General features: G+C 44.1%; 13 protein-coding genes. 4 read left to right on the top strand and 9 right to left on the bottom strand.

Annotated features, from left to right (window positions below; translation table 11 throughout):
* Positions 1–82 precede the first annotated feature (82 nt).
* The 3 genes from R2Q85_RS03415 to R2Q85_RS03405 all read right to left on the bottom strand — a co-directional run bounded on the left by R2Q85_RS03415 (position 83) and on the right by R2Q85_RS03405 (position 2,943).
* Positions 83–2,080 carry a TonB family protein gene (locus R2Q85_RS03415; protein WP_316810347.1) on the bottom strand — a complete coding sequence of 666 codons (1,998 nt, stop codon included), beginning with the start codon at positions 2,078–2,080 and terminating at the stop codon, positions 83–85.
* The gene (locus tag R2Q85_RS03410) at positions 2,077–2,454 is read right to left on the bottom strand and encodes a BlaI/MecI/CopY family transcriptional regulator (protein WP_316810346.1); all 378 of its coding nucleotides are present in this window, start codon (positions 2,452–2,454) and stop codon (positions 2,077–2,079) included. Before R2Q85_RS03410 ends, R2Q85_RS03415 begins: the two co-directional genes overlap by 4 nt.
* A 315-nt stretch (positions 2,455–2,769) precedes the next feature.
* The gene (locus R2Q85_RS03405) at positions 2,770–2,943 is read right to left on the bottom strand and encodes a hypothetical protein (RefSeq protein ID WP_316810345.1); all 174 of its coding nucleotides are present in this window, start codon (positions 2,941–2,943) and stop codon (positions 2,770–2,772) included.
* Positions 2,944–3,159: 216 nt separating this feature from the next.
* On the opposite strand from R2Q85_RS03405, the gene R2Q85_RS03400 reads away from it, so the two are divergent.
* Positions 3,160–4,194, top strand: a complete 1,035-nt coding sequence (locus tag R2Q85_RS03400; RefSeq protein WP_316810344.1) for a sensor histidine kinase — start codon at positions 3,160–3,162, stop codon at positions 4,192–4,194.
* Entirely contained in the window at positions 4,191–4,940 is a 750-nt protein-coding gene (locus R2Q85_RS03395) for a LytTR family DNA-binding domain-containing protein (RefSeq protein WP_316810343.1), read from the top strand. The genes R2Q85_RS03400 and R2Q85_RS03395 overlap by 4 nt, the downstream gene beginning before the upstream one ends.
* Here the strand turns inward: R2Q85_RS03395 and R2Q85_RS03390 are convergent.
* From R2Q85_RS03390 to R2Q85_RS03370, 5 genes are all read right to left on the bottom strand, one after another.
* Positions 4,937–5,695, bottom strand: a complete 759-nt coding sequence (locus R2Q85_RS03390; protein ID WP_316810342.1) for a lysophospholipid acyltransferase family protein — start codon at positions 5,693–5,695, stop codon at positions 4,937–4,939. The genes R2Q85_RS03395 and R2Q85_RS03390 overlap by 4 nt on opposite strands.
* A gap of 6 nt (positions 5,696–5,701) precedes the next feature.
* Complete coding sequence (locus tag R2Q85_RS03385; RefSeq protein WP_316810341.1) at positions 5,702–6,256, bottom strand: NUDIX hydrolase; 555 nt, start codon at positions 6,254–6,256, stop codon at positions 5,702–5,704.
* Positions 6,257–6,290: 34 nt separating this feature from the next.
* Positions 6,291–8,705, bottom strand: coding sequence for an outer membrane beta-barrel protein (locus tag R2Q85_RS03380; protein ID WP_316810340.1), 2,415 nt, complete (start codon positions 8,703–8,705; stop codon positions 6,291–6,293).
* Between the two features lie 23 nt (positions 8,706–8,728).
* Positions 8,729–11,221: a TonB-dependent receptor domain-containing protein gene (locus R2Q85_RS03375; protein WP_316810339.1), complete on the bottom strand. Its 2,493-nt coding sequence runs from the start codon at positions 11,219–11,221 to the stop codon at positions 8,729–8,731.
* A gap of 105 nt (positions 11,222–11,326) precedes the next feature.
* The gene (locus tag R2Q85_RS03370; RefSeq protein WP_136835944.1) at positions 11,327–11,608 is read right to left on the bottom strand and encodes an ATP-dependent Clp protease adaptor ClpS; all 282 of its coding nucleotides are present in this window, start codon (positions 11,606–11,608) and stop codon (positions 11,327–11,329) included.
* Positions 11,609–11,685: 77 nt separating this feature from the next.
* Between R2Q85_RS03370 and R2Q85_RS03365 the strand changes: the two genes are divergently transcribed.
* Entirely contained in the window at positions 11,686–12,735 is a 1,050-nt protein-coding gene (locus tag R2Q85_RS03365; RefSeq protein ID WP_316810338.1) for a beta-ketoacyl-ACP synthase III, read from the top strand.
* 13 nt (positions 12,736–12,748) lie between these two features.
* Here the strand turns inward: R2Q85_RS03365 and R2Q85_RS03360 are convergent, their stop codons facing one another.
* The gene (locus R2Q85_RS03360; protein ID WP_316810337.1) at positions 12,749–13,471 is read right to left on the bottom strand and encodes a LytTR family DNA-binding domain-containing protein; all 723 of its coding nucleotides are present in this window, start codon (positions 13,469–13,471) and stop codon (positions 12,749–12,751) included.
* 217 nt (positions 13,472–13,688) lie between these two features.
* Between R2Q85_RS03360 and R2Q85_RS03355 the strand changes: the two genes are divergently transcribed.
* Positions 13,689–14,036, top strand: coding sequence for a helix-turn-helix domain-containing protein (locus R2Q85_RS03355; protein ID WP_316810336.1), 348 nt, complete (start codon positions 13,689–13,691; stop codon positions 14,034–14,036).
* Positions 14,037–14,301 lie beyond the last annotated feature (265 nt).

The raw sequence follows: 14,301 nt of genomic DNA, 5'->3' as shown, positions 1-14,301 counted from the left end.
TAGTTTTATACAACGAGACAAGGGATTACACAAAGAAACCCGGCCATTATGGCCGGGTTTCTTTGTGTAATGGAGCGCTGTTTTATTCGCTTGCTTTTTTGTTTTTTGGCGGGGTCTTGTCGAATTTACCTGCTTTTGTTGTAATGATAATGACGCCGTTAGAACCCTTTGCCCCATATATTGCTGTCGCCCTGGCATCTTTAAGCACATTAATGGATTCAATTTGATCTGGCATTATGCCTGAAAGGTCTGATTTGTCCTGTGTTTTGCCATCAATTATAACCAGCGGTGCATTTGTGGCCTTGTCGCCAAATTTCATCTGGCCGCCATTGGCATCCCTGAAGATGATCCCGCTATTGTTATCGATTGAACCACTTGCCGGGGTTTGAGCTGGGCCATTGCTTAGCCTGAAACTGATCGGGATATTGTATTTAACACGTACAGCTTTGCCGTTCTGCATACCCGGCGTCCATTTTGGTGATTCTTTCAATACCCTTACGGCTTCTTCATCTGTACCCCCTCCCAGTTTTCTTTCTACTTTAATGTCGTTCAAGGTACCATCTTTTTCTACAATAAAGGATAGAAACACGTTACCCTGGATGTTGTTTTTTTGTGCTTCTGCAGGGTAGCGGACGGCTTTTTTCAGGTACTCGTAGAAATTCTGCATTCCCCCCTGAAAGCCTGGTTGTTTATCGATTGACACGAAATCGTAAACCCTATCGTCATTTTCAGTTTCTGAGCCGCCGTAAGCAACGATCATAATGTCACTTAATGCAGCGTATCCTTTTAGAGGCATTATATTTTCGTTTATTTTAGGAGTATTGGTATCGCTGAGGATGAATTTGATCCTGATGCTGTAATTCCCGTCCTTTATGCTTCTATACATAGGAAATGTTGAAATGGTTCTCATGGCTTCGGCATCACATCCACCACCTAATTTTGCCGCGATACCTATATTTTCGAGCTGGCCCTCTGCCACGGTAAATTTGATCATGGTGCTGCCCTGTATTTTTTGCCGCTGGGCCGCGGCAGGATATCTTACAAATGTTTTAATGAACTTGTAAAATTTTTGCCAGTCGGCTTCTTCTGCGGTCCCTGCTGTTCTGGTAGGCGGTACAACCTGCATCGCTTTTGGTACTTTTTTAATCACATTTACAGTTTCCGCCTCACTGATCACCGGACTCACTACTTCTTTAACTGCAGCGATGGGATGGTTCAGTGGGATCTCATCTGCGATCTGCTGGATCTGGACATTATTCCGGATGGTGGCCGAAGACATGATCAGGGCAATTGCCATTAAAGGAACAAACATGCCATATTTTAAAATGGCTGTTTTCCTGGATCTTTGTTTATGGAGCATAAATATCCTCTTTTTTAACAGCGATTTATTAAAAAAACTATTGGTAAGGGTGTTGGCAGGGATGCCAAATGCGCTGCTGAGCAGCAATAGGGCATATTGTTTTTTATCACCCTGAAATTTAGCTGCGGCTTCATCAGCCAGGTATTCATGGATGTTTTTCAGGGAATACTTGTAGCCATAGATCACCGGGTTAAACCAGGCAAATATGCCCAGCAATTCAAAAAACAGCACATCGGCACTGTGCAACTGACGGATATGGACTTCCTCATGCTTATGGATGGTCGGTAGCCCGGGTAGCGTGCTGTCGATCCTTTTTTGTGCAAAAAAAGAAAAGGCAGTGCCGGGAGCTGTTTTTTTCAGCAGCTTACTTACAGTTATCAATTGCCAGCCAAGCTTTCCGATAAAGAACAGAACGCCCGCCAGGTAAATGAATACAACGAGCTTGCCAAGGGTGTAGTTTTCAGGCTTTTCGGGTGCTACAATCACCTGGGTCATGAAATTGTTCAGCTGTGCTACCCCAACATACAGGGGTTCGGCGGCCGGCTGTGTGGTAAACCACCCAAACCTTAAAAAGGGAATGGCCAGGGAAAGCAGGCCGGCAGCAAGCAGGTAGATCCTGTTGAGCAGGAAATAGGTTTCTTTTGCTAACAATAACCTATAGCAGCCATAAAATACGATTAGGTAAATATTGACCTGCAGGATGTAATGTGCGGTGCTCATCTTGGTCTGTTTTTAATTTTATTGATCATTTTAAGGATTTCATCCACGTCGCTCAGGTCCAGCTTTTCTTCCTTTACAAAGAAGGAGAACATACTTTCTACGGAGTTTTCGAAGTAATTGTCCAGGAGTTTTTCCGTAGCATGGCGCTTGTAATCTTCCTTGCTGATCAGGGGATAATACTGGTGTGATTTTCCGAAGGCCTCATGCCCGATGAAACCCTTGGTTTCCAATATCCTGATAATGGTAGATACCGTGTTGTAAGCCGGTTTAGGCTCAGGCAGAAAATCCATTACATCCTTAACAAAGCCTTTTTCTATTTGCCAGATGATCTGCATGAGCTGTTCTTCTGCTTTTGTTAGATCTTTTATTTCCATCGTTCTTCCTTTTAAGAGACAGTTGTTACTGCTGTCCATGTTATTTTGGTCTAATCAATCTTATCCAATAATTATTCCGGTTAACGCGCATTTTCCGGTATAACTAAAGATTTAGTATAAACTTATAACTAATATTTTAGTTTTCAAAATATTTTTATAAAAAAAATGGATAGTAATGGAGTCGCCCAGGCCGGGAGTTCAGGGTATTAAAAATGGCGGCATCCACCGCCAGATTTATTATTAACTAAACTAAATTTCGATTTGATTGCTGTCTGCCAGATGAACTGGCAAACATGGAGCGCGCATTGAACCTTCTTACTTAGAAAAAGGGTTCAATATTTTGATAAATGTACCTTTTGTTGCTGTTGACTTTGCCGCCAGCTCTTCGTTTTGTTTTACGGTGCTGCCTGCAGCAAAGGTCAATAGCATGACGATAAAAACAGGTACAAGTAACAATAAAAATGGCGATGTATTGGCTAACGCTTTCATAGTAGTATATTTATTTTAATTCTCCAGAGTTTGCTACGCTCCGTTGATGAAACAAATAGAATGATTTTTAAAATACTGCTAAAATGTTTTAGACCAATTGCATTTTATCTTAGATAAACAGTTAAAATGAATAGTTTTGTGAATAATTGAACAATTTGGGCTTTTCGTAGAAGAAAATTGCCCGTTGGTCGAAAATGAACAGCAAAATGATTATTAATGAAAAGCAGAGGCCCCTTAGTTGTACATCTTTTTTTTTGGTTGATCATACTTTCCATTTTGCTTTGGGATACTTTCAGCGGCAGCCAAACACCGTCCAGGTACGAAGTAGCCATTAAACTCGGGTATTTTGCCATCATTAACCTTTCTATATTTTATATCAACTATACGCTGCTGATCCCCATCCTGGTAAAGAAAAAGAAGAAATACGGGCTGTATATCCTTTCTATCTGTTTGCTGATAGCGGTAATGGTGATCATCAAAACGGTGGTGGCCAGCCTGAACAGCGATTTCTTTTTAACCGATTTCAGCCAGGACTCCGGCAAGATCGCGTACGAAGAAATTACAAAGTATGTGGTGTTCGCTATTTTTGTATCAGGTTTTTTTGTGGTGGTGAGTGCGCTGTTAAAATTTGCGATAGACTGGTTTGGCACCGAGCGGATACAACGTGACCTGCTGAGCGAAAAGCGCGATATGGAGCTGCAGTTTTTGAAATCACAGTTAAACCCGCACTTTCTGTTCAACTCCTTAAACAACATTTACTCGCTGGCTTACCAGAAATCAGATAAAACAGCAGATGCGATCTTGAAACTTTCCGAGATCATGCGCTACATGATCTATGAGAGTAACGACAGCTGGGTATCCTTAAGCAAGGAGATTGCCTATGTACAGAGCTTTATAGAGCTGCAGAAGCTGAGATTTAAAGACGGCGCAGCGGTAGAGTTCACGATTAACGGTGAAATTGACGATCAGCCGGTGGTACCCCTGATTTTGATCTCTTTTGTGGAGAATGCTTTTAAGCATGGCGTGGCCAACGATCCCAAGGATCCCATTCGCATCAATATCATCGCGAACCAAAAAATCCTGCATTTCAGTATTACCAATAAAAAGAATAAACACAATAAAGACCAGATGGGTGGTGTGGGCTTAAACAACGTTGAACGGAGATTGCAGTTGCTTTATCCGGAACGATATAAATTAAATATCGTAAATTCGGCTACTCATTATACCAGTGAATTAATGCTAGATATATGACAAAGTTAAAGTGTATTGCAGTTGATGATGAGCCCCTGGCATTGGACATAATAGAAGATTATATTTCTAAAGTACCTTTTCTGGAGCTGATCAAACGTACGGAAAATGCGATAGAGGCCCTGCAAATGGTACAGGCCGGTGGGATTGACCTCGTTTTTCTGGATATACAGATGCCTGAATTGACAGGCATCCAGTTTTTGAAGATTGCAAATGGCAAGTCCAGTTATATTTTTACCACGGCGTACTCTCAGTATGCATTAGAGAGCTATGACCTGAATGTTTCAGACTATTTGTTAAAGCCCATTGCCTTTGACCGGTTCTATAAGGCGGTAGAGAAGGTGCACAACCAGCTACAGGCTGCAAAACCAGCAGAACAGCCCCCGGTTCAGTCATTTTTATCGCCCCCCGCTGCAGCAGCTAAGCCCATGCAGGATTTTATTTTTGTAAAAACGGAACATAAAATTCAAAAGATTGAACTGGATGATATCCTTTATATAGAAGGGCTGAAAGATTACATTTCCATTTTCACCAAAACCGAACGGGTGATCACTTTACAGAACATGAAAAAAATGGACGAGACCCTGCCTAAGGGTCAGTTCATCCGGGTGCATAAATCTTACATCATTTCCCTCGACAAAATTGAAAGCATTGAACGCAGCCGGATTTCGATAGGCGATAAGATTATTCCGGTTGGGGATACTTACAGGGAGGAATTTTTCAGGCACATCGACAACAAGAATATTTAAGGCTGCTTTACTTCAGCTTTTACCTGGTTTAGCTTAACCCTGATCGCGTTTTCGGCGTCAAGCACAATTTCTTCCGGATTTTTGCCGGAAGTATCCAGGGGCCGGAGTACCGTCCAGCGCAGCTTTTCACCAAAACTCAGCGGATAGGCGCCGTATTGTACCAGTTTCCAGGAGTTTTCTATGGCTACAGGCACCACCAGGGCATGGGGAACAATTTTTAAGAGGGTAGCAATGCCGCCAACCTGGAAAGTTTTCATCTGTCCGTCTTTTGCACGGGTACCTTCGGCAAAGATCATAGCCGACCAGTTGTTTTCTTTCATTCTGCGGCCCAGCTTGATCAGCTCTGAAACTGCTTGTTTACTGTCTTTACGGTCTATATTGGCCCCGCCACCATATTTCAGGTTGTAAGAAATGGAGGGTATGCCCTTTGTCAGTTCTATTTTTGAGATGAACTTTACATGGTATTTCCGGAGGAACCAGATCAGTCCGGGAATGTCGTACATGCTCTGGTGGTTGGCCACAAAGATAATGGGCTGACCCAGGGGCAGTTTCTGCTGGTTTACAAAGGTAATGGAAGAGCCCAGCAGGAGGTCGCTGTAGGTGAGGAAAAAGTTAAGTGCATCCACAGAGACCTTGTGTGCCTGATAGCCAAAAAATCGGTAGCAGATCCATTGTATGGGATGAAAAATGATCAGGATCAGGCCAAAGAAAATATAAAAGAAAGGGCTGAAAATATAGCCTAAAAATTTATTCATAGCGAATTATAAATGACCCTCCTGAATTAATATTTTGGTTTTTAAAATGGCCGCAACGCTGATGCTATCGGTGATTTCCCCGTTTACCACCATTTGATAGGCTTCTTCAAAAGGAAGCTTGCGGATGCTGAGCTGTTCGGTTTCTTCAGGAGCAGACTCCCCCTGGCTTAAAGCCCTGGCTATGTAAATGATGGCCAGTTCATTGCTTACAGAATTGGACAGGTGCATGCGCTGGATCTCTATCCATTCGCCGGCACGCAATCCGGTCTCTTCTATCAGTTCGCGCTGCGCACTTTCCAGCGGATCTGATTCCAGCGGACCGCCGCCCTCAGGAATTTCCCAGCTATAGGCTTTTAAAGGAAAGCGGTACTGGCCTACCAGCCAGGTATTGTGGTCCTCGTCCAGTACCATAATGCCAATGGCATAGTTTTTAAAATGTACCTCACCATAAATGCCTTTGCCGCCAGAAGGGTTGATCACATTGTGCTCTGTTAACCCGATCCAGTTGTTCTCGTAAATTTTACGGCTGTCTATTGTTACCCAGGGATTGCTGTTTTCCATGGCCGCAATATACAAAATTCTGGTTTTAGCACTGCTAATTCGCTTTAGGCGGAGGCGGCACTTTTCTAATTTTTGTAAAGCGGTAATTGAGGCTTAAACTGACATTGCTGGTATTGTTGGCCGAGTAGCTCTGCAGCCTGAAATTACTGCCCTCGCTAAACAGGGTATAGTTCCGTTTTCCAAAGGGATCGCTAATGCTGACCCGGGCATACAGCCTGTTTTTAAGGAACATTTTCCTTGCCGCCATGCTGCTGGTGATGGAACCTTTGGTCCTGCCCTGCGCGTTTACATCGTTGGCATAGTTTACATTCGCTTCAAAGGCTGTTTTTAAAGGAAGCTGCATGGACAGGCCAAAGGCACTGCGCAGGCTCAGGCCCTTCCTGTTCAGGGCGGAGTTTAAAGCGGATTTATAATTGCTTTGGGTAAGGGTAAGGTTAGCGTTGGTAGAAAGCTTTTTGTTTGGCCGGTAATTACCGATCAGGACCAGGCCAAAAATGTCATTGGAGCCCACATTATAATAGGTCGTTTCTGATTTTGCCACCCCGTTTACCACGCTCACAGCCCGGTAACGCTCGATTACGCCGCTGCTGGTTGAATAGGACAGGCGGGGTGTAAAAGACCATTTTTCGCCAAAGGCACCAAAACTGATGTCCATCTGATGGGTATACGCGGGAATAAGGTCAGGATTACCATAGGATACATTCAGGGTATCATTGTCATTGATCTGCGGGTTTAAGGTGTTCTCCCTCGGGCGGTTGATCCTTACACTATAGGTTGCCCCGATGTTGTATCTTTTTTTGAAAAAGCGGTTGATGGCGATCGTAGGGAACAAGCTCAGATAGGGTTTGATGTTGTAACTGTCCCCTGTAGAAAGGTCAAAATCCATGTCGGTTAACTCTGCCCGGAGGCCGGTTTTAACACCAATAGCTTTAGCCCTGTAATTGTATGAAGCATACCCCGCAAGTATGCGTTCATTGTATAAAAACTCATTGCTCAGCTTCTCCGCAATTTCATATTGCTGGGCATCGAAATCAAAATCCCGGACCAGCATGTCGTTGTTGTTTTTGCGGTAATTGTACATCAGGCCGGCCTCCAGCTGGTCACGCTTTTTAAACACCGGCCGGTCATAATCCAGGTTAATGGTCAGGCCTTCGTTGCCGATACCCGTCGTATTTTCGCGCAGCGAAGGTCTGGCGGTAACCGGCAGGGTATAATGCTGGTCCAGTAACCTCAGGTAATCATTGGCACTGTTGTTATAGGTAAGGCCCAGGCTCAGTTTTGCCCCGCTTTCTGTTGCTTTCAGGCTATAATCTGTATTAAAAACAAAATTATGGCTGTTCCCCCCGCTGGTGCTAAGCTGGTTACGTACACGTCTTAGCGCAAGTTCTTCACTTAAGAAGTTAAAATCCGTACCGGCCCTGCTGCTGTTCTCATTCGTATTAAAATTGGTGCTTACCCGCAGGTTTTGCTGGGGGCTGATGTCCCAGTCCAGCCCGGCCCTGAAGTTTCCACCGTTGTTGTTACTTTTACTGTTGCTGTAGTTGTCGTAATAGAAGGTGGTGTCTTTTACCAGGTCAAAGTTTTCGCGGTAAGAATGCGAGGTGCTCCTGCCAATATTGCTCCTGTAGGCAGCACCCCCGGTTAATGAATAGTTTTTACTGCGGTAAGCCGCATTGGTATTCATATTGGTATTGCCCTGTAAACCCGCGGTTATCCCGGCATTGCCATTAAAACCGATGGCAAAACCTTTCTTCATCACAATGTTGATGATGCCTTCCCCGTCTCCCGAATACCTGGCAGGCGGATTGGTCATGACCTCTATTTTTTCTATCGCATCGGAGGGCAGTACATTTAACAGGTCGGCAATGTTAGAGGTCATATAGTCCGATGGCTTGCCGTCGATGAAGATCCGGGTAGAGCGTTTCCCTGAAATGGTGGCATTGCCATCAATATCCACCTGCACCATCGGCACATTTTTGAGGATATCCGTAGCCGTGCTCCCTTCGGCCAGGATAGATTTGTCTACGTTATAGGTGATCTGGTCTGCTGCAAATTCAATTACCGGCTTTTCTGCAGTAATGGTTACCTCGCTCAGGTTATTTTGGTCGCTGCCCAGTTTCAGGGTGCCCAGGTTGCGCTCCGCATTCTTTTCCGTAAGGATAACCTCATTTACGCTCAGGCTGGCAAAGCCAACAAAACTGACCTTCACTTTATAGGTGCCGTATTTTAATGCTTCGAATTTAAAGAACCCGTTCTCATCGGTAGCAGTGGTTACAAAAGGGCGTTCAGAGCCGGTTTCATAAACCGCTACCACGGCCGAGGGTATGGGCAGTGCCCCTACTTCTTCCACAACCTTACCCGTGATCACTCCTTTGTCGACAGCAGTATATCCGCTGACAGCAGCAAGATTGAACAGGAAACCAATAATTAAAAACAGATACTTTTTCAAGGTTTGCTCAGGCTTAGGGTTTGCTAAAAGGATTCTTCATCTGAGCGCATTTCCTGCTGATCAGATTTTTTGGTCTTTTTAAAGTTAAAATCATTTTTACCAAAACGGTAAGCATAAGTTAAACTGGCCATTGTACCCTGCATGTAGCGTCTGAAATCGGTAATGGCATTATTGGCGCCGGTGGTCATGCTCCACTGGCGGGTGTTAAATACATCTCTCACATTCAGGCTTAAGGATGACTTTTTGTTCTTAAAGTCGTACCGGGCTCCCGCATCGATGACGTACATGGCGTTTCTTTTGCCCTGCGCCATGATTTCCCGGGAACGGTAATCGCCTTTTACCTGCAGGGTGATGTTGTATGGGAGCACAAAGTTGTTGGTCAGGTTGGCATTCCAGCTGAACCCGGAATTGTCTACTATGCCGTACTCGGGTACGCCATCAAGTTTTCGCTGGTATAAGTTTACGTTTCCTGTGAAGTTCCAGGCTTTGGATAGGTCGAAGCGGCCGATCAGCTCCAGACCGCTGGATATCTCGCGGGTTAAGTTTTGTGGGGTAACGATGGTGATCCCGTTTTCATCAGCCTCTGTCCTGATCCTTTGGATCACATCATTGGTCTGGCGCATATAGGCTGTAGAAATGAAGGTGATCTTTTTCCAGTACTTGCTGTAACTTAACTCGTAAGCATGTACATCTTCCGGTTTTAGATTGGGATTACCCTGGCGGTAGATCAATGGATCCGATACGTCTAAGAAAGGATTGGTGTCCCAGCCCCGTGGCCTGTTTACCCGGCGGCTGTAACTCAGCTGGAGCTGTTGCTCTGCATTCAGTTTCTGGGTAAGGAAAATACTTGGATACAACCTTGTATATTCTACCTTTCCCGGAACATAGGTCAGCTGCCCGCTGTTGTCATACCTGCCCAGCCGGGTGTCCAGTGTGGCATCTTCGGCCCTCAGGCCTACCTGGTAACCAAAATTTTTAACCTGGTTCTGGTAGTTCAGGTATAAGGCATGCACCTGGTCTTTGCTGTTAAACTCGTTGGTCAAAGCAAAGTTAACGTCGTATTCCCCGCTCAGGTTGTTGAAATTGGTAGAAAAGGTATTGTTGTCAGAATAACGGATCTGGCTGCGGTAACCGCTTTCAATTTTACCGTTTTTGCCTACCGGGAGGGTATAGTCCGTCTGGACGTTATAACTTCTGCTGTTGCCTTTTCCATCGTTGATCTGGATGGCAGGCAAGGTGCTTACCTCCGACCCGTTGATGTTGTAAATGTCGGTCAGGTAGTTCTGGTAATTGTCGTTCGTTCCGTCTGAAAAGCTGAAATTAAAAGTAAGCTCTTCCTTTGGCTTTTTAAATTTCTGCACAAAATCGAGGCTAAGGTCGTAACTGCCGCCCGAGCCTGAGTTGGAATTGTTTCTCCTGCTCAGCTCCAGTGGGTTTTTTGAAGTATTCAGTTTATCAATATTTAAAAACTCATTCCTGTCGTTATCGCGGATGTTAAAGCCGCCGGTAAAACTGAGGATGCTTTTTGGGGCAAGGTAATAATCAAGCCCCGCTTTAAAATTATGGCCCTTATCCAGTGATTTTGAATCTGTGCTTTGATTGGCAAAAGCAGTAGGGAAGCTGGGGTTTAAATACTGGATATTGCTGTAGCCGCCACCCAGGCGGTTTCCATAGCGGTAGCTGTAGTTTCCATAAATGTTTACTTTGCTGTTCTGGAAGCTTAGGCTGGTATTTGCATTGTAGTTGTCGCGGTTACCAGCCGTAAGTGCTACTGAGCCATTCAAGCCCAGCTTTTTATTCTTCTTTAACACGATATTGATGATGCCCGATTGCCCTTCCGCATCGTATTTTGCAGAAGGATTGGTGATCAGTTCTACGCTTTCAATAGAGCTGGCCGGTATAGATTGCAGGATCTGCGCAACATTGCCACCGGCGATCATCGAAGGTTTGCCATCAATCAATACTTTAACGCCTGCAGAACCCCTTAAGCTGACGTTCCCGTCAATATCCGACTGAACAGAAGGTACATTTTGCAGCAGGTCTGAGGCCGATCCGCCTTCACTTACCAGACTTTGGTCAACGGAGAAAACTTTTTTATCGATGCCCAGCTGCATGGTAGCTTTTTGGGCAGTAATGGCTACTTCCTTTAAGGCCGTACCTTTGGCAGGTTTCATTTTAATGGTACCCAGCTGAACGGTTTTTTGCGCATCAGAAATAGAAACGGAATCTCTTACCATCGTCTGATAACCCACATAGCTTACTTTAAAAGTGAAAACACCTTTAGGCAAAGCAGACATGTTCAGGTTTCCATTGGCATCGGTCTGCATGCCCTTCACCACAGCTTTAGTCTTTCTGTTGATGATCATTGCAGAAGCAAAAGGAATGGTCTCATTGGTCTGGGCATCCACAACCTTAGCGGTTATTTTACCCTCATTAGTGGATTGTGCATGAAGTGTTACAGCGGTAGTACAAATGGCAAGCGTAAAAAGCAGAACTTTGTAAAAGTTGGTAATCATTAAATAAGGTCTATTTGTGTGTGTTAAGGTTGGACAAATAAACGACTAGGAAGTTTAAAAAACGTGGCGTAACTATTTTATTACAGGCTAAGCGGAGTTTCCGGCTTAATCGACAGAAACGGTAAGACCTTCCTGCTGTAAAATTTTCCGGTAAACCTCCATTTCCGTAAAGGAGCCTTCCAGTACAGCACATTTGCCTTTATTGTGTACTTCCCATGCGATTTTTTCTGCCTGGTGTTCAGAATAGTCCAGATATTTCATCATGCAGTGGATCACATGATCAAAAGTATTTACATCATCATTCCAAAGTATCAAACGGTGAACGGTTTTTAATGAAGTGAGTATTTCTTCTAATGTAAATGTTTCTTCTTTTGTTTCTGTTGACATCTTACAAAAATAAGCTAATTTCAAAATAATGTTGCAGTTAAAGTTATTTTTGCTTAAAATTAATCACAAAGCCAGATATGATGCAGCGTTCAAAGATTGCCGGAATAGGATATTATGTGCCCAGGAATGTTTATACCAATCAGGACCTGTCGCGGTTTATGGACACGAGTGATGAATGGATACAGGAACGTACCGGAATTAAGGAACGCAGGTTTGCCGACAGGCTGGAAGAGACCACCACCACCATGGGGGTGGCAGCCGCAAAAATTGCCATAGAAAGGGCGGGCATTACTGCTCAGGATGTTGATTTTATCATTTTTGCCACCCTTAGCCCCGATTATTATTTCCCGGGCTGCGGGGTGTTGCTGCAGCGGGAAATGAAAATGAAAGAAATTGGTGCGCTCGACATCCGGAACCAATGCTCGGGCTTTGTATACGCACTTTCCATTGCCGATCAGTTCATAAAAACAGGTATGTATAAGAATATCCTGGTGGTTGGCAGCGAAAAGCATTCTTTTGCCATGGACTTTGAAACCCGCAGCCGCAATGTTTCTGTGATATTTGGTGATGGAGCGGGTGCTGTGGTGCTGCAGCCTGCACAGCGGGAAGGGCAGGGAATTTTAAGTACTCATTTGCACAGCGATGGCGCAGATGCAGAACTGCTGGCCATGTATTACCCGGGCGCACATGCCAATAAATGGCTCAAAGACATGCCCGGTTATCCCGATCAGGAACTTGGGGGGCTTTTTTTAACCAAAGAACAGCTGGAAGGTGGCGCAGCGCTCCCTTATATGGATGGCCCGGCCGTATTTAAAAAGGCCGTGGTTAAATTTCCTGAGGTGATCAATGAAGCCTTAGCTGCCAATAATTTGACCGCAGCTGATATTGACCTGCTGGTGCCGCACCAGGCCAATCTGCGCATCAGCCAGTATGTGCAGCAACTGTTGGGGCTGTCTGATGACCAGGTTTTTAACAACATCCAGAAATATGGAAATACCACAGCGGCTTCAGTTCCCATCGCGCTTTGCGAGGCCTGGGAAGCCGGAAAAATTATGGATGGCGACTTGGTTTGCCTCGCGGCATTCGGCTCTGGCTTTACCTGGGCCAGTGCTTTGATCAGGTGGTAAAAGGTGGTGCCGCTTAAAACTTGTGGTTTTCCATATACGCCAGAAAAGCCTCTTTGTAATTTTTTCCTATGCTCACTTTAATCCGGCTCTCTTTCATGGTAACCGTATTGTGTTCCACCTCCTGGATGTAATCCTTCGAAATGATGAACGAGCGGTGTACTTTTATAAAATCAGTTCTTCCGTTTAGTTTATGCTCCACGTCATTTAAGCCCAGGTGAACCCTGTGGCTATCGTAGGGCGTATAAATGATGATGTTGTTTTTATCGCTTTCAAAAGCAACAATTTCGCTGTACACAAACTTCCGGTATTTAACGGAATTACTGGAAATTCTGACAAAGAAAGCCTCAGGCAGCTGCGGCTCCAATACCATAGGTGTTTTTTTCCGGGCTATTCTTTTAATTGCCTGTTCAAGCCGTTGTATCCTGAAGGGCTTGTGTAAAAAATCATCGGCTTCCAGCTCAAATGCATTGACCGCGTATTGGGAGTGTGCAGTTACAAATATCAGGAACCTGCATTTTTCTTTAAAATATGGGGCCAGCTCAATACCGCTCATGTGGGGCATATTGATGTCCAGAAAAATAATATCTGCCAAATCTTCATTTGTTATTTCCAGCATTGCCCTGGCCGGGTTATGAAATGTTTTGATCAGTTCCAGTTGGGGTAGCGAAGCGATATAGTCTTCCAGCAGTTCTGTAAAGTGGGGCTCGTCGTCAATTATGATACATCTGTACGTCATTATTTACTTAATAGAGAATGTGCAGTTAAAAGTTAACTCTAAATATATACCATTCACTTTTGGTTCATGTTTCTTTTCGTACCGTCGGGAAGGCTTTCCGTCCCTTCCAGCCTGCATTTCGTATCAAGTCTTATAATTTCCAGAAAAATGTATTTAACTACGCGCTCATAATCGTTGCCAAATAAACCAACCATTTAAAAAACTAAATTACTCTCAGATGAATTTAACACTCTATCAAAGGCTAAATGACCTCATATGCCTAAAAAGTACAGGTCCGGTTGATACCCTTGCCGAAAAACTGGCCATCTCTCCAAGACAAGTAAAGTACATCATCAAAAAAATGAGACAGGATTGCGAAGCCCCTATATGGTTCGACAATGCCAAGCAAAGTTACATTTATACGCAGAAAGGGCGATGTGATTTTAAGTTCCGGGCCAGTAACAAGGAAATTGTTACAGAAGCCATCGATGAAGCCTTGAAGAAATACTTTCCGCCCTTGATTTTGGGCTGGTATTTTTTACCAGACCTGTTTAAGCAGGTGGCCTATTTATCGCTGGCGCTTTAAAAGGGAAAGTAACAAAAGCAATTTTCAGGAAGAAAAATTTTGACCGGGGACAAAAAACTGCCCCGGTCTTTTTGTGAAATATGGTTTGGGAGAGTAAAAGTTGGGGATTAAAGCTCGGTTTTTTTGTGTTTAGAGTGGGTTTTTCAATGCAGAAAAAATTATTTCAAAATTATTTTCAAAAAAAAGCAAAGGACAAACTGGTTGCCCTTTGCTTTTTTAATATTGAAGCGACTGTTGTAGTTGTTTTATTTAATTAAAGTTATCA

Origin of the sequence: Pedobacter heparinus, from assembly GCF_032678725.1 — a bacterium.
GTDB classification, from domain to species: domain Bacteria; phylum Bacteroidota; class Bacteroidia; order Sphingobacteriales; family Sphingobacteriaceae; genus Pedobacter; species Pedobacter heparinus_A.
This window is presented reverse-complemented; position numbering and strand designations above follow the sequence as displayed.

Coding starts and splice junctions, on each gene's coding strand:
- R2Q85_RS03370 (WP_136835944.1), bottom strand. CDS start 11,608: ATGTCAACAGAAACAAAAGAAGAAACATTTACATTAGAAGAAATACTC.
- R2Q85_RS03390 (WP_316810342.1), bottom strand. CDS start 5,695: ATGAATAAATTTTTAGGCTATATTTTCAGCCCTTTCTTTTATATTTTC.
- R2Q85_RS03400 (WP_316810344.1), top strand. CDS start 3,160: ATGAAAAGCAGAGGCCCCTTAGTTGTACATCTTTTTTTTTGGTTGATC.
- R2Q85_RS03365 (WP_316810338.1), top strand. CDS start 11,686: ATGATGCAGCGTTCAAAGATTGCCGGAATAGGATATTATGTGCCCAGG.
- R2Q85_RS03410 (WP_316810346.1), bottom strand. CDS start 2,454: ATGGAAATAAAAGATCTAACAAAAGCAGAAGAACAGCTCATGCAGATC.
- R2Q85_RS03355 (WP_316810336.1), top strand. CDS start 13,689: ATGAATTTAACACTCTATCAAAGGCTAAATGACCTCATATGCCTAAAA.
- R2Q85_RS03360 (WP_316810337.1), bottom strand. CDS start 13,471: ATGACGTACAGATGTATCATAATTGACGACGAGCCCCACTTTACAGAA.
- R2Q85_RS03395 (WP_316810343.1), top strand. CDS start 4,191: ATGACAAAGTTAAAGTGTATTGCAGTTGATGATGAGCCCCTGGCATTG.
- R2Q85_RS03375 (WP_316810339.1), bottom strand. CDS start 11,221: ATGATTACCAACTTTTACAAAGTTCTGCTTTTTACGCTTGCCATTTGT.
- R2Q85_RS03385 (WP_316810341.1), bottom strand. CDS start 6,256: ATGGAAAACAGCAATCCCTGGGTAACAATAGACAGCCGTAAAATTTAC.
- R2Q85_RS03405 (WP_316810345.1), bottom strand. CDS start 2,943: ATGAAAGCGTTAGCCAATACATCGCCATTTTTATTGTTACTTGTACCT.
- R2Q85_RS03415 (WP_316810347.1), bottom strand. CDS start 2,080: ATGAGCACCGCACATTACATCCTGCAGGTCAATATTTACCTAATCGTA.